At 29.2% G+C, this 26,646-nt stretch carries 25 protein-coding genes; 10 read left to right on the top strand and 15 right to left on the bottom strand.

Annotated features, from left to right (window positions below):
* Positions 1 to 35 precede the first annotated feature (35 nt).
* A complete protein-coding gene (locus HF295_RS07795; protein WP_312031610.1) occupies positions 36 to 2,108 on the bottom strand; it encodes a DUF2079 domain-containing protein in 2,073 nt (690 codons plus the stop codon).
* A gap of 55 nt (positions 2,109 to 2,163) precedes the next feature.
* Positions 2,164 to 2,820, bottom strand: a complete 657-nt coding sequence (locus tag HF295_RS07790) for a DUF1361 domain-containing protein (RefSeq protein ID WP_312031609.1) — start codon at positions 2,818 to 2,820, stop codon at positions 2,164 to 2,166.
* A 420-nt stretch (positions 2,821 to 3,240) separates the two neighbouring features.
* Between HF295_RS07790 and HF295_RS07785 the strand changes: the two genes are divergently transcribed.
* The 6 genes from HF295_RS07785 (at position 3,241) to HF295_RS07760 (ending at position 9,889) form a co-directional block, all read left to right on the top strand.
* Positions 3,241 to 3,882 carry a deoxynucleoside kinase gene (locus tag HF295_RS07785; RefSeq protein WP_312031608.1) on the top strand — a complete coding sequence of 214 codons (642 nt, stop codon included), beginning with the start codon at positions 3,241 to 3,243 and terminating at the stop codon, positions 3,880 to 3,882.
* A gap of 172 nt (positions 3,883 to 4,054) precedes the next feature.
* The gene (locus HF295_RS07780; protein ID WP_312031607.1) at positions 4,055 to 5,212 is read left to right on the top strand and encodes a BMP family lipoprotein; all 1,158 of its coding nucleotides are present in this window, start codon (positions 4,055 to 4,057) and stop codon (positions 5,210 to 5,212) included.
* Between the two features lie 92 nt (positions 5,213 to 5,304).
* The gene (locus HF295_RS07775; protein WP_312031606.1) at positions 5,305 to 6,879 is read left to right on the top strand and encodes an ABC transporter ATP-binding protein; all 1,575 of its coding nucleotides are present in this window, start codon (positions 5,305 to 5,307) and stop codon (positions 6,877 to 6,879) included.
* A 2-nt stretch (positions 6,880 to 6,881) separates the two neighbouring features.
* Positions 6,882 to 8,117, top strand: a complete 1,236-nt coding sequence (locus HF295_RS07770) for an ABC transporter permease (protein WP_312031605.1) — start codon at positions 6,882 to 6,884, stop codon at positions 8,115 to 8,117.
* On the top strand, positions 8,117 to 9,103 hold the full coding sequence (locus tag HF295_RS07765; RefSeq protein ID WP_312031604.1) for an ABC transporter permease: 987 nt from the start codon (positions 8,117 to 8,119) through the stop codon (positions 9,101 to 9,103). The genes HF295_RS07770 and HF295_RS07765 overlap by 1 nt, the downstream gene beginning before the upstream one ends.
* A 135-nt stretch (positions 9,104 to 9,238) precedes the next feature.
* The gene (locus tag HF295_RS07760) at positions 9,239 to 9,889 is read left to right on the top strand and encodes a transposase zinc-binding domain-containing protein (protein WP_312031603.1); all 651 of its coding nucleotides are present in this window, start codon (positions 9,239 to 9,241) and stop codon (positions 9,887 to 9,889) included.
* A gap of 52 nt (positions 9,890 to 9,941) precedes the next feature.
* Here HF295_RS07760 and HF295_RS07755 read toward each other — a convergent pair whose 3' ends face one another.
* From HF295_RS07755 to rluF, 3 genes are all read right to left on the bottom strand, one after another.
* On the bottom strand, positions 9,942 to 10,505 hold the full coding sequence (locus HF295_RS07755) for a GNAT family N-acetyltransferase (protein ID WP_312031602.1): 564 nt from the start codon (positions 10,503 to 10,505) through the stop codon (positions 9,942 to 9,944).
* 29 nt (positions 10,506 to 10,534) lie between these two features.
* A complete protein-coding gene (locus HF295_RS07750; protein WP_312031601.1) occupies positions 10,535 to 11,149 on the bottom strand; it encodes a peptidylprolyl isomerase in 615 nt (204 codons plus the stop codon).
* Between the two features lie 109 nt (positions 11,150 to 11,258).
* The gene (gene rluF, locus HF295_RS07745) at positions 11,259 to 11,966 is read right to left on the bottom strand and encodes a 23S rRNA pseudouridine(2604) synthase RluF (protein WP_312031600.1); all 708 of its coding nucleotides are present in this window, start codon (positions 11,964 to 11,966) and stop codon (positions 11,259 to 11,261) included.
* A 203-nt stretch (positions 11,967 to 12,169) separates the two neighbouring features.
* Here rluF and HF295_RS07740 point away from each other — a divergent pair, with 203 nt between their 5' ends.
* From HF295_RS07740 to HF295_RS07730, 3 genes are read left to right on the top strand one after another with little or no spacing between them, the layout of a single operon-like run.
* Positions 12,170 to 12,472 carry a PadR family transcriptional regulator gene (locus tag HF295_RS07740; protein WP_312031599.1) on the top strand — a complete coding sequence of 101 codons (303 nt, stop codon included), beginning with the start codon at positions 12,170 to 12,172 and terminating at the stop codon, positions 12,470 to 12,472.
* A gap of 4 nt (positions 12,473 to 12,476) precedes the next feature.
* On the top strand, positions 12,477 to 13,034 hold the full coding sequence (locus HF295_RS07735) for a DUF1700 domain-containing protein (protein ID WP_312031598.1): 558 nt from the start codon (positions 12,477 to 12,479) through the stop codon (positions 13,032 to 13,034).
* Positions 13,027 to 13,914, top strand: coding sequence for a DUF4097 family beta strand repeat-containing protein (locus HF295_RS07730; RefSeq protein WP_312031597.1), 888 nt, complete (start codon positions 13,027 to 13,029; stop codon positions 13,912 to 13,914). The genes HF295_RS07735 and HF295_RS07730 overlap by 8 nt, the downstream gene beginning before the upstream one ends.
* A 130-nt stretch (positions 13,915 to 14,044) precedes the next feature.
* Here HF295_RS07730 and HF295_RS07725 read toward each other — a convergent pair whose 3' ends face one another.
* Positions 14,045 to 14,929 (bottom strand): GGDEF domain-containing protein, encoded by an 885-nt coding sequence (locus HF295_RS07725; protein ID WP_312031596.1) that lies wholly within the window; start codon positions 14,927 to 14,929, stop codon positions 14,045 to 14,047.
* Positions 14,930 to 15,342: 413 nt separating this feature from the next.
* On the opposite strand from HF295_RS07725, the gene HF295_RS07720 reads away from it, so the two are divergent.
* Complete coding sequence (locus tag HF295_RS07720) at positions 15,343 to 16,476, top strand: GGDEF domain-containing protein (protein ID WP_312031595.1); 1,134 nt, start codon at positions 15,343 to 15,345, stop codon at positions 16,474 to 16,476.
* Positions 16,477 to 16,528: 52 nt separating this feature from the next.
* Here the strand turns inward: HF295_RS07720 and HF295_RS07715 are convergent, their stop codons facing one another.
* The 9 genes from HF295_RS07715 to HF295_RS07675 form a co-directional block, all read right to left on the bottom strand.
* On the bottom strand, positions 16,529 to 17,884 hold the full coding sequence (locus HF295_RS07715) for a sodium/glutamate symporter family protein (protein ID WP_312031594.1): 1,356 nt from the start codon (positions 17,882 to 17,884) through the stop codon (positions 16,529 to 16,531).
* Positions 17,877 to 19,013, bottom strand: a complete 1,137-nt coding sequence (locus tag HF295_RS07710; protein ID WP_312032613.1) for a lysophospholipid acyltransferase family protein — start codon at positions 19,011 to 19,013, stop codon at positions 17,877 to 17,879. Before HF295_RS07710 ends, HF295_RS07715 begins: the two co-directional genes overlap by 8 nt.
* A 254-nt stretch (positions 19,014 to 19,267) precedes the next feature.
* Complete coding sequence (locus tag HF295_RS07705) at positions 19,268 to 21,169, bottom strand: M13 family metallopeptidase (protein WP_312031593.1); 1,902 nt, start codon at positions 21,167 to 21,169, stop codon at positions 19,268 to 19,270.
* 57 nt (positions 21,170 to 21,226) lie between these two features.
* Positions 21,227 to 22,546, bottom strand: coding sequence for a hypothetical protein (locus HF295_RS07700; RefSeq protein WP_312031592.1), 1,320 nt, complete (start codon positions 22,544 to 22,546; stop codon positions 21,227 to 21,229).
* 126 nt (positions 22,547 to 22,672) lie between these two features.
* Positions 22,673 to 23,176 carry a GNAT family N-acetyltransferase gene (locus HF295_RS07695; RefSeq protein WP_312031591.1) on the bottom strand — a complete coding sequence of 168 codons (504 nt, stop codon included), beginning with the start codon at positions 23,174 to 23,176 and terminating at the stop codon, positions 22,673 to 22,675.
* Positions 23,177 to 23,212: 36 nt separating this feature from the next.
* On the bottom strand, positions 23,213 to 24,442 hold the full coding sequence (locus HF295_RS07690; RefSeq protein ID WP_312031590.1) for an MFS transporter: 1,230 nt from the start codon (positions 24,440 to 24,442) through the stop codon (positions 23,213 to 23,215).
* A gap of 175 nt (positions 24,443 to 24,617) precedes the next feature.
* Positions 24,618 to 25,355: a hypothetical protein gene (locus tag HF295_RS07685; protein ID WP_312031589.1), complete on the bottom strand. Its 738-nt coding sequence runs from the start codon at positions 25,353 to 25,355 to the stop codon at positions 24,618 to 24,620.
* Positions 25,348 to 25,686 (bottom strand): LytTR family DNA-binding domain-containing protein, encoded by a 339-nt coding sequence (locus HF295_RS07680; protein WP_312031588.1) that lies wholly within the window; start codon positions 25,684 to 25,686, stop codon positions 25,348 to 25,350. Before HF295_RS07680 ends, HF295_RS07685 begins: the two co-directional genes overlap by 8 nt.
* A gap of 113 nt (positions 25,687 to 25,799) precedes the next feature.
* Positions 25,800 to 26,615 (bottom strand): aldo/keto reductase family protein, encoded by an 816-nt coding sequence (locus HF295_RS07675; protein ID WP_312031587.1) that lies wholly within the window; start codon positions 26,613 to 26,615, stop codon positions 25,800 to 25,802.
* Positions 26,616 to 26,646: the final 31 nt, after the last annotated feature.

The raw sequence follows: 26,646 nt of genomic DNA, 5'->3' as shown, positions 1-26,646 counted from the left end.
TAAAAGGACGAAAAATAAAAATTCGTCCTTTTTTCTTATTCAATAATTGGCTCAAAAATCAATATATAATCCGTTGTTTGGTCACTTAACTCATATCCGTAATCAGCAAACTCCAATATATGCTTAATGCGATCTTCATCAGATAAATATCGGTTATCAATCAAGATATAATCAAAAATAATGTTACCTTCATCAATATCATAATATTTATAATGGTACAAATGATAACGGTCTGATAAATACGGAGTCAGCCAAGTTGTTGCGAGTACTTTTTTATCCGATGGAATACTCAGTAAAGTTTCTTTGATGTCTTCATACTTTTCCGGATTATTGTGATAATACTCTTGATAATGTGATTTTTGGTCTAAAGTAATAAAACCTACAGAAATCGATGAAATTAATATGATAGCGACAATAAATAATTGAGGAATATTTGTTTGACTTGCTTTATTTAAAGTTTCATCTTTGATTTCTTCTTTTTCATGAAACCATAAAATAACCATCATAATTAATAAGGTAATTGACCCATAATAGTATTGAAATCCTATTTGATGTTGATACTGATAGGTTGAAGAGAAGTTCATCAACAACAAGGGAACCAATAACCAGTAATAACTTAACTTCTTTAACCTTAAGGGTATAAAACCTAAGACTATAAAAATAATAATAATATTCAATATTTTATTGGGTGAGAACATAGTGCTAAGCCAATAACTTGGAGATTGAAACAAACTTAAGGCAATGCCTATTAATCCTAAATCTTCATAGCCATTTAAGTTGTCATACCGCCAAAACATAGCGCCATCTCCAGATTCATTAATATATCCAGTCACAAGAAAGAAATAGATTGTGGATATAATGATCAAGGAACCTGACATCAAATATTTGGTCCTTAATTCTTTTTTATTCATTTCTTTAAAATTCGAGAACATTAAGAAAAGACCTATAAACACCAAATATATAAAGGCATCTTCTTTAACGAATAAAGTAAGAATGGCCGATATTGTAAAAGCAATTTTCTTTTGTTTTAAGCCAAAATAAATAGTAAATAACAAGAATATAGGTAGAAAACAATTTTCATGCAAATCATAGAATGAACTAGCAATAATTGCAGGATGATAAATGTACATTACTAAAACAATGAGCGTGACCATTAATGGCAATTTAAAATGTTTAGTAATTAAATATAGGGGGATGACACCCAAACCTACAACCACAGCCTGTAAAATCTGTAGAGTTTCAGGATAAGGAAAAATCATAAATATAGGTAACATCAAATAATATATAGGTGATACGTGAACAGCATTATGAGATAAGACATAGCCTCTCTCTAAAGTAGTGACCATGCCATTGAAGTTCTTCATATTGTAAAACATCTGAGTAAAAATACCAAAATCAAATGCCGGAGATGATAATGTTTTCGTCTTATAAACCATATAGATTGATAAAGTTATAACTTCTAGCAAAACTAAGCCAACACCCAATACTATAAAAACTATAATAAGTGATTTCGGTAACTTAATAGATTTTTTTATTGAAACAAATAATATTGAAAATGTAAAAAACAAACCAACGATAATAAAATTTAACTGAGACTCAACAAATATTTTATCATTAGATATTTGTGACAAATTAATTCCTTGATGACTATCAAATGATTTATTCAAGGCCATAAGCAAAGTAAATAAAATAGCCAAAAATATAATCAACTGTCCTATATAAAAGATTAGTTCAACTAGCTTAATTTCTTTTTCTTTTACCTTCTGAAAACCATAAAATATGGGTGGCAAAGTTAGGAAAAAACCTCCAAAAATCAAAGACAAAGCAGGTGCTTTTTGAACAAATATAAAAATATAAAGCAAATAAATCAATGCAAGAAAAGCTTTTATAGGATAATGCTTAATCTTATTATGTAAAACAATAAATAAAATAAGTACAAGCAAAACCAAAGCCAATTGAACCCAAAAATATTTGATTTCAACAAGTTTAATATTATAAAAAAGTAGTTCACTATCATTAACAAACAAAAAAACAATAGACATAGAAATAAAAGCAATCAGTGCATATGTCATTAAGTTTGTAATGTGCCATCTAGAATCCTTAGCCATATTTACCTCACAATCAATTTATTTTATCACTAAGTATTTAAACATACAATCGACTTTAAATAATTTTTCTCTGAAAAAGCAAATAAAAACCATAGATTAAATATTGTAATAATGAAAAGATTAGTATAAAAGAAACTGCAAACCAATCCAAAGAACGATACACTTCTTTTATTAGTTCAAGAAAATTAAATATATCCCAAGTGTTAAACCTTAAAAATCTTCCTAAATAAATTCCAATAGAAACTAATACCGGTAAAATGATAAAGAAAGGTAAATGATATTTCGGAAATTTTTCATTGATAAAATTACTAAAATATTTAAAAGAAATAAGACTTGTAAGGATTCCATAAAGACATGCGATTAAAAGATGGAAGAAGCCTAAATATGAGGAAAAATCACGTAAATAAATTAATGATTCTAGATATGAAACTTCTTCAATAAAAGCGTCTTTGTTTATATAAATTAAATCGGTAACTAAGTAAATACTATTAGGGAAGAAAAATATCCACAACAAGAAAATTAATACATTCATATTTTTTTGATTTTGCTTATTATCGAAAGCATATACTAAGCTTATGGGGATAAAAGCTAAAAAGGCATTCCAACCTAACATTAAGTGAATTCCCTCTTCTACAACAAGAAAAACAAGAACAGAAATGATTAAAAATACTAGGTATATAATTCCATGAAACATCAACTGTTTTTTACTCATAAATACTCCTTTAATTTGTCGTAATTTTCTTCTTTTTCTTATAGATAATCCATGAGATAAATATAGAACAGAAACCTGAGTTCCATAGGATCATAGAAAGAAAAAACAAAAATTTTGTTATTGAATTAATCCCTACTATTATCACAAATATAAATATGGGTAAAGCTATGATGAGTGATATTAGCGGTATGTAGAATATGTATTTTAGTTTAATCTTACTTAATTGGTAATTTATTATAGGCAAGATTACTAAGAAGCCTATAAACGTTATTTGAAATAAGGGATCATTCATAAAGTCTCCTTAAAGACTATTATACATCAAATATTTATTTCCATAAACCTAATATAAAATCTTTATTAATTTTGACTTAGTATGTTTTTGAATGTATAATTTATACATACAATTAAGAGGTGGAAATAATGAGAATTGGAATTATAGGGCCTATTGGTAGTGGCAAGTCCACTTTATCCCATTTATTATCTTCATATTACAATGTGCCTATGGTTAAAGAACCCGTGGAAAGCAGTCCCTTCTTGCCTTTGTTTTATGCTGATAAAAAGAAATTTGCATTGGTAAGTCAGGCTGCTTTTTATGGTGAATTATTTTTATCCATGTGGCATACAAAAGATGAGCAGTTTTTAATATGTGATTCTACCATGTTTTCTAATTTAGTTTTTGTTGAATTATTGAAAAAAGAAAACATGATGACTGATGGTGAGGTTGAACTTACTTATAAAATTGCGGATGCACATATGAAGCTCTTACCAGAATTAGATATCCATATTGTTTTGGTTCGAGACGAAGACAGTTTGTTTGATAATGTAAGAAAAAGATCTAGGTCTTTAGAGAAAGATCAATATGATTATTTAAAATTTCATTACAAACATTATGGTAGGGTTCTTGACCAAGTATTCAGTAAATATAATGTTCCTAAAGAAAAAATATTATATTTGAGAGTTGATAATATGTTTAATCAACTTCATTTTAACGATTTAGTTGCCAAAATTGAAGATAAGTATCATCAATCTAAACACCAACAACAAACATTAGATTTAAACTAGTATAATTTCAATAAATTAAATAAATACTATATATATCTATTAGTTTACATGTGTTTACTATATATATATTATTAGATGCATTTTATTAATTTTGTCTTGTTATAAATGCCATTGAGTGATAAAATAAAAAAAGGTTACAAGCTTATATAAATAAAAGGGAGGAAACAAAGAAATGAAGAAGTTTTTAGTTTTATTTTTAGCTTTATTTACAATTACTGCTTTAGTAAGTTGTGGTGGAACTGATGAAACAACAGTTGATCCAGAAGCAACAACTAATGAATTTGAAGGAGAAAAAATCGTATTAATCACTGATAAAGGTGATATTACTGACAAATCTTTCAACCAAGGTGCATATGAAGGCGTTCAAAATTACGCAACTGAAATGGGTATTGATTATGCATATTTAAAACCTGCAGAAGCTACAGACGCATTATATATTGCTGCTATTCAACAAGCAATTGCTGATGGTGCTACTGTCATTGTTACACCTGGTTATTTATTTGAACCAGCTGTTAACTTAATGCAACATGATTATCCTAATGTAAAATTCATCATTCTTGATGCTAATCCTGCAAATGTGACTGATGAAAATTTCAATCCTATCGGAACTATTGAAGATAATGTTCATTCAATTTTCTATGCTGAACACGAAGCTGGTTTCTTAGCTGGTTACGCTGCAGTTATGGATGGATACCGTCATTTAGGTTTCATGGGTGGTTTAGCTGTTCCTGCTGTTCAAAGATTTGGACATGGATACGTTCAAGGTATTGCTCAAGCTGCTGCTGATTTAGAATTAGCTGATGGCGCAATCACTGTAGATTACTTATATACAGGTGACTTTGCTGCTACTCCAGAAGTTCAAGCTGCTGCTGCTGCAATGTTCCAAAGCGGTGCTGAAGTCATCTTCGCTTGTGGTGGAGCTGTTGGTCAATCAGTTATGGCTGCTGCTGAAAGTCATAGTGGTAAAGTTATCGGTGTAGACGTTGATCAAAGTGCTGATTCTGAAACAGTTATTACTTCTGCTATGAAGAGTTTAACATTATCAGTAGAATTAGCTTTAGAAGCTATTTTCGAAACTGGTGAATGGGATGCAAATTATGGTGGCGTTTCTACAACACTTACAGTTGATGAATTAGGTGTTGGTTTACCTAATGACTTTAGTAAATTTGATATATTTACACAAGCTGATTATGATGCATTATATGCAAAATTAGTTGATGGAACATTCGTAGTAAGTGATGTTATCGGTGCTTTTGGTGATGATGGTTCAGCTGCTGAACAATTTGCTACTTCAATCGTTCTTGTTAACGTTATTGCTTTCGAAGGATAAAAATTAAGTTCAAATAAAGAATTGAGGATAAGGAAAAGTTTTTCTTGTCCTCTCTTTTTAATAAAAGATAAATAGAAATGGAGACAATTATTATGCAAAATATACTTGAAATGCGTGATATAAGTAAACAGTTTCCGGGAATATTAGCCAATGACCATGTTAACTTCAATCTGAAAAAGGGAGAAATTCATGCTTTATTAGGTGAAAACGGTGCTGGTAAATCGACACTGATGAGTATTTTGTTTGGAATTTATTTACCAACAAGTGGTCAAATATTTAAGAATGGTGAGGCTATCGCTATTAAAAATCCTAATGATGCTAATGATTTAGGAATCGGTATGGTTCATCAACATTTTAAACTTGTTGAAGTATTTTCGATTCTCGATAACATCATTATGGGTGTTGAACCCAACAAAGCTGGATTTTTAAAAAGAGATCTAGCTAGAGAAGAAATAGAAAAAATCTGTAAACAATATGACTTATGGGTTGATCTAGACTCAAAAATTCAAGATGTTTCAGTGAATATGCAACAAAGAACTGAAATTCTTAAAATGTTGTATCGACACAATGAAATTTTAATTTTTGATGAACCAACTGCTGTCCTTACTCCTCAAGAAATTACTCAACTCATGCAAACGATGAAAAATCTTAGAAAAGAAGGCAAATCTATTATTTTTATCACCCATAAATTAGATGAGATTATGGAAGTTTGTGATAGAGTTACAGTTCTTAGACGTGGTAAAGTCATTGGAACAGTGGATACAAAAGACACTAGCAAAGAAGACTTATCTAAAATGATGGTTGGACGCGATGTTATTTTCAACATCGAGAAAAAAGCAAAAAAAGTTGGCGATATAGTTCTTGAAGTTAATGATTTAACAGTTGTATCACCTAGAACTAAGAAAAATGTTGTTGATAATGTTTCTTTTAGGGTTAGAGAAGGAGAGATTGTTTGTATTGCCGGTGTTGACGGTAATGGACAATCTGAATTAGGTCAAGTTTTATCAGGCTTAATCAAAGCTGATTCAGGACAAATCATCCTCAACAAGACTGATATTACACATAAATCTATTCGCTTTAGAAACGACAATGGTATGAGTCATATTCCTGAAGACAGACATAAGCATGGTCTGGTATTGGCTGACTCACTAGCTAATAATCTAGCTTTAAAAAAATATCATCTAGAGCCTTTCCAAAAACACGGCTTTATTCAAAAGAAACCTATCATTGATTTAGCAAAACAACTCATAGAAAATTTTGATGTAAGAAGTGGTGAAGGTTATAAATCAAGAATGGCTACTTTATCTGGTGGTAACCAACAAAAAGCCATCATTGCTAGAGAGATAAATAAGGATTCATCTCTTCTCCTCTCTATTCAAACAGTAAGAGGTTTAGATGTAGGAGCTGTAGAGTTCTCTCATAATAAAATTATTGAAGAAAGAGATAAAGGAAAAGCTGTATTATTAATCTCTTTTGAGTTAGATGAAGTTATGAATGTCAGTGATCGTATCTTAGTTATGCATGATGGTCAAATCGTAAAAAACGTGATGGCAAAAGACATTGATATTGAAGAACTTGGTCTTTATATGGCTGGGTCAAAAAAAGATATCGTCTACCCTGATAAATTATCTACGCCACAAAGTAAGAAAGATAAGAAGGAGGCATAGTAATGAATAAAACATATGAAAATCTTGTCTCTTTTCTTAAAAAAGCTAAAGATAAAACTAAGGTATATTATAAAAAATTAAGAAGTAATGATAGTTTTAATGCTATTACAGGAGCTATATTAGCTATCTTCATTGGTTTACTATTCGGTGTTATCCTTATGGTGATTATCAATCCAGATAATGCTAGAGAAGGAATTTCTAGGCTTTTTAAAGGTTATTTAAATGACCCAAGAGGTGGGTCTATTGGTTTTGCTAAAATGCTTACTAGTGCTACTCCGATTATTTTTACTGGTTTAGCTGTTGCCTTTGCTTTTAAAACCGGTTTATTTAATATCGGTGCTAGCGGCCAATATACTGTAGGTTTATTCGCTGCAGCTTTGGTAGGAATCCTTGGTGATAAATTAAATTCTTTCCAATGGATTGTTGCTGTTTTAGCAGGTATGGCTTCAGGATTTATTTGGGGTGCTATCCCGGGTATTTTTAAAGCCAAATATAATGTTCACGAAGTTATTACTTCAATTATGTTTAATTACGTTGCCATGTATGTTGTTAATGGTTTATTAAACTCTGACTATTTGAAAACAAAAGTCATTAATGGAACCACCAATAGAACAATCGCTGTTGATCAAAACGCTAGAACATCATATGGTTTTTTTGATACTATGTTCCCTAATAGTGGTCTTGATATTTCTATTTTTATCGCTTTAGGTACTGCTATTTTAATTTACTTTATCTTAAACAAAACTGTTTTTGGTCGTGAACTTAAAAGTGTTGGTTTAAATCGTGATGCTGCAAAATACGCTGGTGTTAACGAGAAAAAAAGTATAATCTTATCTATGGCTATTTCAGGTATGTTGGCTGGTTTAGGTGGCGCTTTGTTTATCCTTGGACCAAGCGTTTATAATTTAGGTAATGTTTACGCTGTAGAAAATGTCATTGCTGGTGCCGGATTTGATGGTATTCCTGTTGCTTTATTGGCTTCATCTAATCCAATTGGTGTTATCTTCTCAACCATGTTTGTTGCTTATATTGAAATTGCTGGTGGACCAATGCAAAGTGTTGGTTTTGTCAAAGAAATCGTAGATATAATCATTGCTGTAATCTTATATTTCAGTGCCTTCGCTTTAATCATGACACAAAATCTTGATAAGATTGGTACCATCTTTAAAAAAGTTAAATTCAAGAAAAAGAAAAAAGATGATATTAATCATCTTGAAACAAAGGCGGGTGAAAACTAATGGCATTTTTTATTTCACAAGCAATGTTCTTTATCATCCCATTATTAATTGTAGCACTGGCTGGTATGTTTTCTGAAAAATCAGGAACTGTCAATATCGCCTTAGAAGGCTTAATGGTTATTGGAGCCTTCGTTGGTACTTTCTTTGTAAATAGAATGCAAGCTATTGGTTTCCTTGACGGTGCACCACAATTCCTACTAATCATATCACTATTATTAGCTGGTATTGGTGGGGCAGTATTCTCAGCATTATTAGGTTTCTTAGCCATTAATATGCGAGCCAATCAAGTTATTGGTGGTACAGCGCTTAATTTACTTGCTGGAGCACTTGCAATTTTCCTTGCTAGACAATTACAAGAAAATAACGCTGTTCAAATTTCTTATAACAAAGAAGTCTTTAGATTAAAATCTGGTTTTCTTGAGGATATCTTTCCTAATATAAATTATATTTTCTTTGATCAGGCTTATATAACACTATATATAGGTATTATTATTTTAATTATCTCTACCATTGTTATTTATAAGACTAAATTCGGATTAAGATTATCTGCTTGTGGTGAACATCCTGAAGCAGCACAATCCGTTGGTATAAATGTTTATAGATATCGATGGACTGGTGTTATTATCTCTGGTTTCTTAGGAGGCTTGGGTGGTTTAGTATACGCCTTACCAATCTCTGTAAGTTTTGAAGGTACAGTTGCTGGATATGGTTTCTTAGCTTTAGCGGTTTTAATCTTTGGTCAATGGAAACCTATGAGAATCTTGCTTGCAGCAATATTCTTTGGAATGTTTAAGGCTTTATCTGTAACATTCTTCTCTTTCGATTGGATTAGTAATTTAATTGAACAATATGAATCAGTTATACCATTTGGAACAATCTTTAGAATTTTACCTTACTTAGCAACCATGGTAGTTCTTGCTATATCATCAAAAAAATCCAAAGCTCCGAAAGCTTCTGGTATTCCATTTAATTTTAAAGGAAATTAATATCTATAAAATAATAAAAAAAAGAAAAAACAAGTTTTTCAACTAAAGAGGCGAAAGCCTCTTTTTTGAATACTTATTATTTGATAAAATAAATGTATAAATGTTTATGAATATGCAAAACAAGATGCTTATAAATTGCAGCTGCTTACAGCTGCTAAAGCTGGTAAACATGTTTATGAAAACACCATTCATAAGATAGGCAATGCGCCTTTTGCTAGAGAACTAAGACATAAATACACCATTAAAGATATTTTTGTAAGATACTGGTATAAATTTCTTGAAATGTATGCACATATTGACATTAGAGATTCTATCATTAATAATGTTAATCGGATGATTGCTTGTAAAGATTTTTCTTATGGCTATGTCTTTTATGAATGTCCTAATTGTGATCATTACCATATATCTGGTTTATCTTGTCATTCAAGGTTTTGTGCTTCTTGTGGTAAGATATATAGAGAAAGACGTGCCAATGAAATTGCTAAAAAATGTTTGAATGTACCACACAGACAGTTTGTCTTCTCTATCGCTGAAAAATTAAGAATTTATTTTAGACTTTATAGAGATCTTTATCATGAACTATTCAAAGCGGTAGATGATGTTTTTGTTTATCTTATTCAGGGTAAATCCAAAATAGCTAAAAATGATGATAGAGAATTAGGTTATATATCTTTCTTACACACTTTTGGTAGAGATTTAAAATTTAATCCTCATATACTTAGCCTACTCTGTAGGCTTTTTCTATTTATATCACTACTTTATTTTTTAAATACAATTTCCTTTTAAATAAAAAAAAGCAAAAGAATTTTACTTTTGCTTTATTAAATTATATCTCCTCTTAAAGAAATTTTAGATTAAAAGCTTCTAACTCGCTTGAATCAACCTGGAAAACTTTATCTTCATAGAACTTACCTTTGATTGAATCAAGTGCACCTTCATATAATTCTAAGGCCATAAAGGCATTAAAATTTTGTCCATCTTTAGTTGTTATTTGAAATTTTTCTGCATTAACAAAACCAAATCTTGGATAATATTCAGGATGGCCATAAATAACAATGGCTTTATAACCAAGCTGTTTTGCTTGGTCAATCCCATATTGAATAAGCTTAGTTCCGTACCCTTTACCCTGTTCATTTTTTATAATTGATACAGGACCAAAGCTAATCACTTCATATTCTTCATCACCAATCACCTTTGCTTTTGAAAAAACGATGTGTCCAATGACTTGTCCGTCTTTTTCTAATACATAGGATAGATTTGGAATAAAACAAGCACTTTTTCTTAATTTATGAACAATTAAGTGTTCATCGCACCCAGGTCCATGTAAACCATCAAATGCTTCTTTTGTGATTTTTTCAACCAATAAATAATCTTTTTCTTCTTCTAACCTGATTTGAATCATTATTGTCTCCTTGAAATCTTGTATTATGGCTAATATGCGCAATTTACACGTTTATAAGTGTAAGTGTTTAAATCTACAGTGATACTCTCAATAATGATGTCTTCAATGGGGGCTTCAGAAAGATTTGTTTTTACTTTTGCTAAATCGTCTAATATATCAAATCCACTGATTAAACCTCCAAAAGATGCATAATTACCATCTAATGAAAAAGAATTTTTATGGACAATAAAGAACTGACTGGTCGCTGAGTTTTTAATATGAGTTCTAGCCATAGATATAACGCCTCTATAATGTGATAAATTATTGTCATATCCATTAGATGCGAACTCGCCCCTAATAGGACAGTTTGGATTATCTACCTTACCACCTTGAATCATAAAATCCTCAATAACACGATGAAATGATGAGTTTTCATAATCACCATCTTCAATGTATTTAATAAAATTATTGACTGTATTTTCCGCTACTTCTGGAAAAAGTTGGATTCTAATTTTGCCTCTATCTTTAATATTAATTGTTACCACAGGATTATCGTCATTTAAATAACTATAGTAGGGTAAGTCTGACAAATCTTCTGTTGGCTCTCCAGAACATCCGACCACGGTTAACATCAATATAATAACCAATAATATAATTTTTTTCATTCCAGCACCTCCGCGAATCACATATCATTATAAAATAGATTAATTTAAAAAACAATCCTAGCCTGCGAAAAATAGCGAAAACAACTTATGTCATACTCAGAGGATTAATTCAGTCATTAGCATTTCTGCCAATAGTATTAAATAATATTTTTAACTCTTTTTTACTCAGTTCCCGATAAGTTCCAATAGGAACATCCAAATGAATATGCATGATTCTAACTCTTTTTAATGATTGTACACTATAGTTAAAATAGTCGCACATTCTTCTAATTTGTCTATTAAGCCCTTCTGTTAAAATAATAGAAAAAGTTCTTGAATTAATTTTTCTTACTTTACAAGTTTTTGTCACTGTGTTTAAGATAGGAACACCCTTGGACATTTTTTCCAAAAAATCCTGAGTAATATCTTTGTCTACTGTCACAAGATATTCTTTTTCATGATTATTCTCAGACCTTAATATTTCATTAACAATGTCACCATCATTGGTCATTAATATTAATCCTTCGCTGTCTTTGTCTAATCTTCCTACATGAAAGATTCTTTGATCATGGTTAATATAATCAACAATATTCCCTTTGATAGATTGATCAGTCGTTGATGTAATACCTACAGGCTTATTAAAAGCTAAATAAATAAAATCTTGATTATTTACTATGGTTTTTCCATGAACTGTTACAGTATCAGAACTTTTTACTTTCGAACCTATTTCAGCTAACTCTCCATTAATTTTAACTTTTTTTTGCTCTATCAAGCGATCTGCTTCTCTTCTTGAACAATAGCCAGATTCGCTAAGATATTTATTAATTCTTTTATCCATGAAAAACCTTCCTCCATTGCCTTTATTCATCAGTCTACATTTTAAGAAATATTGAATTCAAAAACTTCATATAGAAAAGATGTATTGTTACTTATGGGTCAATGATAGTATAACATATGAGAAAGATTTTTTTAAAAACATAAAATTTATCATTGACAAAATATACTATGCATTGTATAGTAATATGCATAAGGAGGTATAGAGTGGATATTCAACTAAAAAAAGGCTTATTAGATTTGATGGTTTTAGCCTCTATTAAGTACAATGACTCTTATGGTTATAAAATAATTCAAGACATATCTTCCATTATGGATATCAGTGAATCAACCCTATATCCTATATTAAAGAGGTTAGAGAAACAAAAACTTGTAACAACATATAATACAACTCATAATTCTAGGATTAGAAAGTATTATAAAATTAACAAAGAAGGCTTAAACAAACTAAAAGAATCAATTGATGATTTTGATGAAATTAAAAGAATGTATGAATTTATAAAGAGGTAAGAAGATGAAAAGAAAAGAGTTTATAAATCAATTAAGAAAAGAATTAAAATATTACAAAAAGATTGACAGTGAGGAAATCATTTACTATTATGATGAAATGATTCAAGATGCAGTTGATGAAGGCCAAGATGAATCATTATTTATAAAAAATTTAGGTTCCATTGATCAGATAATTAAAAATATGATTAAAGATGAAAACTTTATTGAGAAGGTTAAATCATCTAATGATAATTCATTAAGTACTCTACTTAATGGAAGCATTAAAGTAATCAGTCTAATTTTTTATTATCTAGCTTTGTTTATTTTGGTTATTATATCTATATCTATATCAATTTCAGGTTTTGCTTTAATTTTTCAAGTTTTAGTCTATTTGATTATCGATTCATTAAGTACTATGGATCAAATCGTCCTTATAGGAGCCATCTTAATAGGTATAGGTTTAGCAATTATAGGTATTGGAATTTGTAAAAACTTGCTTAAAACAAGCAAAAATATTAAATTGTTTTTTATAAGAAAAACAAAAAGTATTCTTAGAAAAAGAGAGGTCACAGATTATGAGTAAACTTATTAAAATAGGATTAGTATTTTTATTAATAGGATTAGGGATTGTTATCGCTATTCCATTAACTTCTAACACCCAAGTCTTTGGTATGGGGGATGAAAATTACACTTTATATGAACAAACTTTTAAGTACGATGACTTTACTGATATTGATTTTGATTTTGATAATCGAGAGGTCTATATCTTAGAAAGCACAGACAATGATGTTCACTTAAAGTATTATATCCATGATAAAGATGAATATAGTCAAAGTATGGATAATAATCAATTAAGTTTATCTATTTCAAGAAAATGGTACTATAACTTATTCAGCCTTGATATTTTTACAAATAGAGAAAAATATCAAGTTCATTTGTATATTCCAAACATTTCAATTATAGAAAGCTTAAAAATTCACACGTCTAATGGAAAAATGGAAATGAATATTGATCATCAATTTAATTCTATTTCCTTGGCCAGTTCTAATGGCGATATTAAGGTTTTGAACATTGAAACAAATACACTAACATTAAATACATCCAATGGAGATATCTCCATAAAAAACCTTTTAGCAAGTCAAGAAATTAAGATCGATACTTCCAATGGTAAAATATTAATGGATAATATCCTTTCACCAGAGATTACCGGAGATACTTCCAATGGTAAAATTGAAGCTGTCAATATTGTTTCATCGGATATTTCTTTAGATACATCCAATGGTAAGATTTATTTGACAGTTAAAGGTATCATTGATGATTACCGGGTTTCTTTATCAACTTCAAATGGTGATAAAGTATATAATGGTTTGAAAGTAGAATCTGGAACCATCAATAGCGATGGCGGTAAATATATCTCTTTAGACTCTTCTAATGGAGATGTTGAAGTCAAATTCATCGACTAATAATGTAGTTCTTCCTTGATTAAATTTATTAGAATTTAATAAGCGAAGGCAAAAATAAATAGAGGCTAGCACATATGCTGGCCTCTATTTATATAAATATCTATTTATTAATTACTAGTTAATCAATTACTTAATCATTAATCTCATACATGGTAAATTGTCCCTTACCCTTAGCTTTAGATTGATACATAAGTTGATCTCCTAAATCAAGTAAAGTTAAATAATCTACTGTTTCTTCATCGATTGGTACAATTCCTATAGAAGCGCTAATAGGATATGTTTTTCCCAAATATTCTATTGATTCAATTTGCTTAATGATATTATTTGCCCTTTGACAGACTTGAGCTTTAGAATGTTCCATTACATAAACAAAGAATTCATCGCCACCCAATCGATAATAGATAACATTATGTTCCCAATCATCTATAAAAGCTTGTGCGATTGCTTTTAGTAAACCATCTCCGACAGCGTGTCCATGAGAATCATTGACTGTCTTGAAGTCATCTATATCAATGTATAAACCATATTTACCATCAAATTCTTTAATATAAGATAAATGCATTCTTAAGGTCTCTCTAGTAAATAATCTTGTAAGGGGATCTTGAAAAGCTTTTTGGTAATACTCAATGGCCTTAGGAATAGAATAGTTTATCCTATTAACTCTCCCAAATATATTATTATTAGCTCTTTCAAGCCCTATTGAACACCATACGACTTGATTATTTAATTTGAAAGGTAAATAAAAATGATGTTCTTCTTCCATCTTACAAATAGCGTTTATAGTGTCTTCAATAAAGCTTTCTTTACCTTCTATCTCACTCAATGCATTTATGGTTTCTATATGTTCAATAATTTCTTGAAGATTAAAATTGTCTTTATTTGGCAAACCTAATAAGGTCACATTCCCAGAAAGAATTTGAAGATTAATAGGTTCTTGATCTATTTCAAAATAAAATGTAATATGGTGATCTTGTTTAAAAAAATAATCTTTATATATTTCAAGTTTTGATTTCATTAGAACTCCTGTCTTACAAATAAATTATCTTTTATAAAATGATTTCTTCATATAAGTAATCATATTGTTAAGTATTCACACATCTTATATAATATCAATATCGTCAGTAAATATCAACAGATTTTGAATAATCCATTATTCAATTGAAAAATGTTTTCGAATGAAAATTAATGAATATTTAATCTATACTCCATATTAATTAAGGTTTTTAATCATAAAAAGTTATAGAAATTATCTAAAAATTATAATTATCACCTAGTATATCAATAAATAAGTAGTCAAATTTAATGATTTTTTCAAAAAAGAAATGATAAGTGCTATAATTAATTATAGAAAATTATCATTTAAAGTTACTGTACATTAATATTTTATTTATAATAGATCAATAGAAATCTTTTAGTATGGAGCTATCTATGGATATCATAATGAAAAATCAAATTAATATTACCACTTTTATTATATTATTTTTTGTGACTCTTATCGCCTTTAAAAAACTTGAAAAAACTGATGATTTAAACAAAGCCTTTATTCGTACAGTTATTGGAGTCATTCTAGGACTTTTTTTTGAAAGTTTAAGTACTTTTGTCAATGGTCATAGTCATATAGTATATATTATTATTAACTATATTTCTTCTATAATAATCTTCTCTTTAGCACCAATGATTTCTTTTTCATTCTTTATCTTTATTTTTAGAATAGTATTTCCAGACAAAAAGTTAGATAAATCAATCTTACTCATCTTTTCTTTACCCATCGTTTTAAATGTAATTTTATCATTTTTATCTCCTTTCTTTGGTATTCTTTTCTCCATTAGTTCTCAAGGAGTATATTCAAGGGGGCCCTTATTCCTGCTTTCAGCCTTCTCAACATACTTATTCCTTTTGCTTGGAGATATTTTAGTCTTAATTAATGTTAAAAGAATCATTCGATCAGATTTTTGGCTTATCTTAGGTATTGGTATCGTACCTATTATAGGAGGTGTCATCCAAAGTGTTTTATATGGTATTCTTACCATGTGGAGTTCTGCCGGTGTTGCTTTATTCTTAGCTTATCTTTTTTTACAAGATAGAATGGTTCATTTAGATTCATTAACAGGTGTGTGGAATAGAGAATCCTTTTATTATAAATACTCTAGAAGAATCCAATCTAGACCTGATAGAGACTTTGGGGCCATCTACTTAGACATTGATAATCTAAAAGTAATCAATGATCACTATGGTCATCTTGAAGGTGATAATGCCATTAAATTAGTCTTGGATTCAATTAAAAAAATCTTGCCTAATGAAAGTATTATCTGTCGATTAGGTGGAGATGAATTCATCATTCTCATCGAATGGACATCTGAAAAACAGCTGACCACCCTATTAAATCAAATAAAAAATAAGTTTTTACAAATTAATCAAAGCAATATAAAACCTTATCTTTTAGATTGTTCTTTTGGAGCCGCCATATATACTAATAAGTATATAAGTCTTAACGCTTTCTTAAGTCATTTAGATAAATTAATGTATCAAGAAAAGCACTTAAAAAAACAAGTAAATTCATAAAAATAAAATGTCTAGACTATTTCTTTTCAAAATAATCTAGACATTTTTTTGTCTACTCTGTTTTTCCTTTTTTGCTTCTTACCATAAGAATGATGAACATCGCTACAAAATATGTAAAACAACCTATCAAGGCAATAAGTTCAAAAAGACTTTCATAGGATTGACCATATCCAAGTGATGGTAACATCAAAAATCCAAAGAGCGGAAGTGCCATAGTAATTGCTGTTCCAGAACCAAGAACTAACTCTTCGGCAACTGGAGATTCAAGATTCCTATCTAAACCCTTGAGCAAGGCTATACCTGTTGAGGCTACACCAGTTAACATGCCAAAAATACCTACAAAATACTCATCTTTATATTGATGATATATTTTTTGTGTGAGATATCGTATATAAAATAATGTCGCAAAACCGCCTACTGCTGTAACTAAAATCAATAGCCAACCAAATTCAGTTAAGAAATCAATGGTTATTGTTAAAACAGCACCAGTAATCATGAAATTAAAGCTTAGTGAAGAGATATTAGATAATATATAGTCATTCGTCACAAAGTTTAGATTCTTACCTCTTTTTTCAATCGCTCTTACAATCAGTTTATAGATTAAGGCATAAGCTATACCTAAAATGAAATTAAAGCCTGATAGTAGATTAAAAATCGTTTCGCCTATATTTCCTAAGTTTAATAAAATGCCTTCTAATAAGAATAATGTCAACCACACAAATCCATAAATAACTAAAATTACAACAACTTGAACTGTTAAACCATCTAGGACTGAAATTTCTTTAACGGTGTCGATTTGAATATTTGTCTTTTGAACTGAATCATCCCAGTATCGTTTAGTTTTTTCGATACCTTTTTTTCGCGATAAAATATTGATTGCCAAGACGCCAATGGTACCCCCAAAAACAAAACCAAGAAAAGCATAAGAAGCTCCTAAAGCAACACCATAACCATTTAACATATCAGACCACATTCTACCAAAACTTGTGGCTAATCCCGGTCCTTGACCAAAACCAAGTGGTAATAGCATACCTGCACCAACAAACTTATCACTAAAGAATAATAGAACCAATAAGATACCTATAAAACCTTGTAATGCATAAGTAGATGTTATTAGCATACCTGTAGACCAGACTTTCTTCTTATTGTCTGTTTTTGTTCTTTTTAAAGTTAGCGAGATAAAACCTAAGGCTAAGGCATGATAGACAATGGATGTCATAACATCAACATCGATCACATAAGATCCTGGTATAAACACGCTAGAGAATAATAGCCCAATGACTCCACCCAACAAAGCAGTCGGTAATACAATTCGATTTAAAATTGGTACATACCTTTTTAATAATTTTCCTACAAATAATAAAGTCCCAATCAAAATAAAATATATAATAATTCCCCAATTATCCATTTCCCTTATTCTCCTTTATGTAATGAATGAGATCCACATATAACATTGGATCTTTTAATACAAACAAATAGGTCTTTTGGTCATAATCAAAAGATACTTCATTTTTTTTCGTTAAGGTAAGTCCGCTTATATCTAGTATATTAAAATGATATGTTTCTTTATCTGTCTTAGCGAACAAAGAACCCTTATCAATTTTTGTCTTAACATGACCTAATTTGTAAGATTTATATTTCATAGTGTCAACTAAATACATCAGACCCTGACTATGAACTTCTTCTTTAAGAATGTTAGGTAACTGCCTCTTCTGTAACAAATCCCAATCAACAAGATTATCAAAATCAAGACCTTCGATTAGTGAATATTGGTTAAAGTGAGCGATTTTACCACAACGATTACATTGTATATCATTTTTATTCGTAGAGATTGTTTGATGGGATAAACATTTAGGACATACGTAAATATAGTTTTCTAAACCTAAGGCTCTATACTTTGGTTTGTATAAATATTTTCTTTGTTTATTCCAATCAAAGTCATTAAAAGCCATTTCTTTTGTTAAGATATCATACATTTCATCTAATGAGTAGTTTTCAAGTTCCTCTGCTTTAAACAAAACTTTGAAATTAAGTTGCATCAATCCTTTATGGGTAGACTTATCACCCCATCTTGGAGCTGATAGATAAGCTCCATTGGTTTTACAAATAACAACATCTATCTTAAATTTTTTAAAAAGCTTAACGGTAGCATAAGGAATTTGACTTTCCTTCCCAAAATAAGATGAGTTGCCTTCTGGAAACAACATAATACCTCGACCTTTTTTCACTACTTTCATCATTTCCATAATGGTTGAAATATCACTTTGTCCTTTTCTTTTGGGAATAGAATATATCAATCTCTTTAACACAAATTTCATAGATTTATGGATAAACATAAAAGCATTAATCACTGGATAAGGATACCTCTTTAAAAAAGTAGCCGTATAAAGTCCATCATGCAATGAAGCATGATTTCCTATTAAAAAATAGGGATCTGTCCTTTTTGGATTAAAATCCCCATAATTAACCTGAAACTTAAACTTACTGTGATAAAACACCATCAGTATAAGTTTGAAAAAAGAATCCTTGATTTGCATCACATCACAACCTTTTATAGCATTATATCATAATGTTATCAAAACTAAAATAAAGACGTATACCAAATTTATATTATTAATACATATTTTGACTAAGTAAAATAAAAATAATATCATAAACTGTAAAATTCTTAATTACTTATTATAGTAACTAAAAAGGTGTTTGCATTGTTAAATCACCATCATTATTAGACTGTTTTAGTCAAAAAAAACACATTATCCCAAAAGATAATGTGCTAAATATTAAATTTTTATTACCAAATACTTACCATTTTTTCTTTTGGTAAATACATATTGTCTTTGTCACTAATTTCATAAAATTCTTGGAATTCAGGAAGATTACTCAATTGCATATTAGCTCTTAAAATAGAAGGACCATGAACATCTACTTTTAATAACAATTGTGAATATTCAATAGATGACTTGTTACGCCATACACGCGCCCAGTTTTGGAAGAATTCTTCAAAATTATGATGGCCACTATTTTTACTCGCTTCAAGCGCACATCTTAATCCACCACTATCTGCTATATTTTCTGACACAGTTAATTCCCCATTACACTGGCCATAACCTGTTTCTACACCTTCAAATAAATCAATCATGTCTTTTGATTTTTTGTTAAAAGCTTTTAGATCAGCTTCAGTCCACCAATTATTAAGTGATCCTGTTTCATCAAATTTCGCCCCATTATTATCAAAAGCATGAGATATCTCATGAGCCATAACAGCTCCAATACCACCATAATTTTCTGACTTGCTTTGTTTTAAACTATAATATGGTTCTTGTAAAATAGCTGCAGGAAAGACGATTTGGTTATTGGTTGGGCTGTAATAAGCGTTAACCATAGAAGCTGGCATACCCCATAAATTTCTATTTGGTTCTTTATTATATTGTTTAAAATTATAAACATTAATGATTTTGGTCATGGCTAATCTTTCTTGGATTAAATCTGAACCATTGTCATAACCTTTAATTTTAAACTGATCAAAATAAGGAGGAAGTTCATCAGGATATCCTACATGCACATTAAGTGTAGAAAGTTTCTTAACAGCTTTTTCTTTTGTTTCTTCATTTAACCAAGTATTGTTTTTGATTCTTTCTTGGTAAACATCTATCATTTCATGAACCATCACCTCAACATCTTTTTTTGCAATAGGACCAAAATATGTTTCTCCATAATGTAAACCTACCACTTGACCAAAACGATTATAGGCTTGATAAAAAGCATATTTTTCTTGACTTTGGGCTTCTTTTACACCTGATAAAGCACGCCTAAAAGCTCCTCCAGCAATTCTTATTTCATCTGTCAAATCACTAGCAAACTTAATTGCATTAGATAAGATCATCCAAGCTTTGATGATAGAAAAGTTATCATCAGTGATGATGTCATCAAAGGCTTTGATAAAGTCCAAATTAGTAATGATAAGTTGATCAACATCCTCATTAACCAAAGCTTCAGCCATAGCCATTAAGTCAAAATTATTTGTTAATTCTTGTACTTCTTTTTTGCTTAAAGGGTTGTACATTTTAACATAATCTGCTTTTTCAACAGATGACTTTGTCACAGGAACTAATAGTTCATCAAATGCTAAAGCATCTTTAATTAATTTATCAATAGTTTCTTCTTTGTATCCATATAAGGCTAATAATTGCTTGCTTGTCATGGTAAATAAAGAAATTAATTGAGCTTTTTGTTTTTCATCTTTGTAATAAGATGTGTCCGGCAAGAATAAATCAGCTGCACCAAAATATAGTATTTGGTTATTGCTGTTCATGAAGTCTTGCATGACCATAAAACCAAAAGGTAACTCAAGATCTTCTAAAGTAAGTTCTTTAAAAACATCTTTTAAATCTTTTAAATTGTTAAGTTTTTCAATCTTTTTTGAAACGATATCAAAAGGTTTAGTGCCTAGTTGATTTCTTTTTTCAAAGTCCTTTGTCATTTGATATAAATCAATGTACTTTTGAAGATTTTTACTTAAAGAGCTTTTTTCTTTCTCCCATCGAGAAGTTAAATCCATTAAGGTTTTTTCAATACCTAAATGTAACTCTAGGAAAGCTGAAACTGACGGTTGGTCTCCAGGTATTACCGCTTTTTCAAGCCATTCACCATTAACCGCTTCATAATAATTGTTTTTGATTTGATCTTTTTTCATCTTACCATCCTCTTCTTTAAAATATTATAAGATTCTATAAGTCTATTATATATTAATTTAATGAAATTCATGTCTATATCGATCAAAATTACTTATGGGTATAAAAGCCATAATAAAAACAAATACCAAGATACCAAATCGATAGTGACTGTAAAATGGTAATACAAGGTCTACTTTTCTCTCCAACACATCATACACCTTTATATTTAATAACTCTTCATCTATTTCTAATTGTAAATAGCTAATACCTCCATCATAAAAATCAATATCTGATACTAAAGCATTGCTGTCATTAAAACCAATAAATGGTCTATCTTTAGATAAATCAACTCTTGAATCTATTTCTTCATGTGAAAATAAATGTATAATATCATCAGTAAAAATAGCTGTGTCTGAATGATTATAACTTAAATTTTCTATCTTCAGTATTTGATTTTTATATTTATATTCTACATCCCCATACTCAAAAGGATAAATGTATTCTAAACATTGGAGATCATCTTCTCCACAATATGTTTGATATTTAATCTCATTAACTTCTTGATTGATTGAATCTATTTCCATTCCGTTAATATTTGATTGATATGCACCTGAATAAGTAAGTTCATCCTTTTTTAAATCATAAACAAGCAGTTCATCACGGATGAAAATAAATACATATTCATCTTTTCTATTAATATAAGCACCATTATCCATTCTCATCTCTACATCCAAATCAATCAATAATTCACTTTCATATCGATTAACCAAATCAGTAGATCCATCAATCACACCAAAATAAGCGTTACTATTGCCAAGATTTAAAGATTGGTTAACTGCAACTCTAGGAAAGTTAAAGACAATAATTAGCATAAATATTAATACAATTGCTGCATAAAGATACCAAGAAGTAAAACTTACGAACATAGATAAGTTATATGATAATTTATCCCATGTTTTTTCAACCCATCGTTTTAAATAGATACTTATGATATTAAAAATAACTACGATGAGTAATGAAAATAGAACTTGCAAATAAAAAGCTTGAAACCTAAATATAGTAAGCGTTATAAAAAACAATAAAACTGTCGAAGAAAATATAACTATAGAATTCTTCATTGTTTCAAGTTGAAGTTCCCACTCAGGATTATTTTCATTAATATTATTCATAGAATAAGCTATAAGAAACAACCCCACAAGCAATATAACTACTTTTAAAACAGGGTTTACTATAAATCCTTCTAACAATAATGCTACAATTACTAAATATGAACCTAAACCCTCTAAAAATGTGACTAAATAAAAATTTCCACTTCTCTTATATAGTTTTCTTCTATTTAGATAATAACCAATTAAAATCATTAAAGGCAGTGGTAATAATAAAATAAAATAATACATCTCAACATCCTTTCACTAAAATCGTATAAAATTACCTTCATAATACCATATTATTTGATATGATAAAAGAACTTAAGGTTTTTTTCAATATTTACTATACTATTAACTGATAAACAAAAAATGAGCTTATCTTAATAATAAGCTCATTAGATATAAATTATGGTATTTACCTTGATGGTATATTGATTCAGGTTCAGTTCCATAATGAATAAACCCCTTTGACAGGTAAAGTTTTTTAGCGTATTGATTAGATTCTACCACCGATAAATTTAAGCGATGCAGACCTTTATTAATTAAATCTTTAATGATTCTATCGATTAATTTAGAGCCCAAGCCTTGATTTTGATACTCAGACTTAATGTACATACTGTTAAGGTTTGCTATATGTTTCATTTTTTTTCTTGGATTCTTCACAACAACAGCTAAACCTACCAGTTGATTACTAGTAAATAGCCCATATGTATCTACTGTATCTTTTGCCAAACGACTCTTCCAAACACTATCACCAAAAGAACTTTCCTCTTCATAATCAGAGCCAAAGAAAGATGGATGATCTTTTAACAATTGCAATCTTATGGTTTTATATAAAATATAATCTGCTTCTGTTAGTAAACGAATATTCTCATTCATAGATTGACTCCTTTTTAAAAACAAAATAATGCTTTTTTATGAACTTGCTTTTCTCATTTTATATCTATGTTCGGAACGTTCCCGAATCATAAAGGCCATACCACCAATAAGTCTAAATATAGCGGTGACAATCAAAGCATAAATGATGCCTTTACTTTCATAAAAATAATGTCCTACAAATGGCGATATTGCTAAAGTAATGTTTGTTAAAACATTATAATATCCTACATAAATAATTCTATTTTTCTCTGGTATAACTTCTAACATATCACTAAACAATACAGTTATTGTTCCAGCTGTAAATATACCTGATAGTGAAGAAAAAATAGCCAAAACTAAGAGGCTTTTAGAAATCACATACAACAGCGGAGTTATCGCCATACCAAAGGTACAAATATAGGCAATTTTCTCATTTCCATATTTTTCTATTAATCTAGGCCATATCCGATGAGCAACAAGCATAACCATGGCTGATCCTACACTAATAATAGATATCCAAAATTCATCTGCGCCTAAGGTTTTTATAGTGTAAATAGAAAAAAGAGGCCATCCCATTTGCCAACCAAAATGAAATATTGTAGAACTTAAGGCGAATTTAGTGAAGCCTTTGTTTTTAAACACTTTTTTAAAGCTACCCTTAAATTTAAGTGGTTCAGTCATCTTTGTAGGTTTATAATATAATTTTTTAAAGACTAAAAAAGCCAAGACACCATATATAAAAGCCATGGCGTAAAAAATACGATAGATTAAGATATAGTCGCTGTTTGTCTGAGCAAAGTATCGAAATACCAAACCCGAACTTATGGTTGCGATGGTCGTAAAAATAATGGTATAGATACTTCTTTTTGCTAAAACTCTGGCTCTTTTTACTGGAAAAACTTCACCAATAATGTTTTGGTAGGAGATATTATAAACAGCAATAGGAATCATTAATAAAGTGATAATCACTATAAAAGACATAACTTGATAATCTTTTGGTAATAACGGAATAAAGAATAAAGAAAATATAATGATTGCCATAGCTAATACAATATTAGCTGTTGCTTTTTGCTTATCAATGATTTTATTCATAATAAAAGCAGCTGGCAAGGCTGTAAAAATCATTATTATACCCTTTGTTGAATTAATTAAAGAAAAATGAAATTCATTCCCACCGATTCTCTCTAGAAACTTCATAGCATATGGGTTATAAAAAACATTCATTAACTCAAATAATATACCAAATATTATAAAAATCCTTAAATTCGATTTAAATTTATCGTTCATATAAACTCACCATTATCTTGAAAAATAACATATATATCTTTATACTTAATACTCATACAAATAGATTATATCTCTATCTGTAAAAACAAGCAATCACTCTTTTTCTTTTTAATTAAAATCAGTTATCAAAAAAAAGACCAATAAATCAAATGGTCTTTATTTTTGGTACTTAAATTTACTCATCTTTAGTATCAGTGAAATATCCTAGAGTTTCTAATAAATCTATCATGGATTGATCTTGCTCATTTATAGGTTTACTAATATCATATGAATCCAGTTCAACTGCCTTAAAAATATATATACTATTCTCATAAGAATCAAATTCTATCTCTTCTTCTACATAGCGTCCAAGAATAAAATAAATTTTTTCTTTATGCAAATTAAGAACAAGATCACAACTATCATTCAAGTATTTATTCATGAACCTTAAATAATTCTTATCGTATAAATATTCAGCTTTATGTTCTCCTCTACTCCTATAAATTTCTTGGTAGGTATAAATATCTGTTTCATAAGGAATAGGGAAATCACCTTCATCTAAAATATCAAACAAAATGTTATCTACTTGATCATTAGCCTTTATAATAGCCATATAATTAAAAAACTCTAATTGACTTTCATCAGTGTAAGTATCATCCCCAAGGTCTATACAATCCCCGTTAAATGAACCAGGAATATATAAGGTGGTATAGATAAAACTCCTATGGATAATAAATGTTAATGTAAGTAAGCAGACTAGAACAAGAATAATTACGTTCTTTAAGATAAAATTATTGTATACTCTTATGGTTTTACTTCTTTGTTTTCTTTTTATTAGGTAATTAAGCCATAGGTTTTGAAGAATCAAAAAAAATAAACCAAGAATTATAGCAATAAATATGGATACGAAAATATAAAATATTATTTTAACCATTGATTTCACCCTTTTCTTTTAAATAAAGGATAAACTTCTTAATGTAGGTACGATTCACATAAAGCTTATCGCCATTAATCATTTTAATTGACATTCTAGAATTAAATATCCTAAAAGCACTATGAATTAAATTAAAATTTACAACATTCCACTTTGATATTCTTATAAAACCATGATTCATAAGTTCATCTTCTATTTCATACAATCTATTATTTACTTGAACGGTCTTATCAGACATTCGACAAAAGGTATCATCGTCATAAGAATAAAAGTAGATGGCATCTTCATGATTTAAAGTATATGTTTCTTTATCAATTTTATAAGTAATCATTAGCCTCTCCTTCTCATATATTATTTCATATGATTAATCAAACTTAAAGAAAATTCCGGTGAACTACATGCGAAATTTAATTATGTAAACTTAAATTAAAAGTTCCTAAAAAATTAGGAACCTATTTTTTTAATGATTTCTATATCCTTTTCACTTAACTCGAAATTGAAAACATCTATATTTTCAAACTGATGGTCTTTATTATGAGATTTGGGAATCACAACTAAACCTTCATTGATTTGATAATTTAAGACGACCTGACTCCATGTTTTATTATATACTTTAGCAATTTCAATTAAGATGTCTTTAGTTTTATCATCAATTTTAGTCAATGATTGGTATGCTTCAGGAATAACGTTATTTTCTTTACAAAAATCAATCAATGATTGCTGGTGCTTTCCTGGATAAGATTGAAATTGATTAAGAACGGGTTTGATATGAGAATGCTTTATTAAATAGGCTAATTGATTTTCATTAAAATTTGATACACCTATTGACTTAATTAATCCTTTTTTTACAAACTCCTCCAATACACGCCATACACGCAAATTTTCTTCATTTGATTCTAGAGGAAAATGAATTAAGTATAAATCAATATAATTCATATCTAATTCTTTAAGAGATCTATATATATACTTTTCTACGTTTTCATCAGTATCAGTATATTCTTTATCAGCCGGTATTTTTGAAGTAATGAAAAACTCACTTCTATCAATTCCAGATTCTTTAACCGCTTTTCCAATGACTGCTTCATTACGATACATAATAGCTGTATCTATTAATCTATAACCAAGTTTGATTGCAGAAAGAAGTTCTAATGTATCATAAGTAATTTTACCGGAGAAAATATTATTTTCTTTACCAAAAGTATTTGTTCCTGTACCTAAAACAGGAATAGATAAGTCATTATTCATTTTTAAATATTTCAATTTTACACAACCTTTCTTTCATTATGTATTT

Origin of the sequence: Hujiaoplasma nucleasis (genome assembly GCF_013745115.1) — a bacterium.
GTDB classification, from domain to species: domain Bacteria; phylum Bacillota_I; class Bacilli_A; order Izemoplasmatales; family Hujiaoplasmataceae; genus Hujiaoplasma; species Hujiaoplasma nucleasis.
This window is presented reverse-complemented; position numbering and strand designations above follow the sequence as displayed.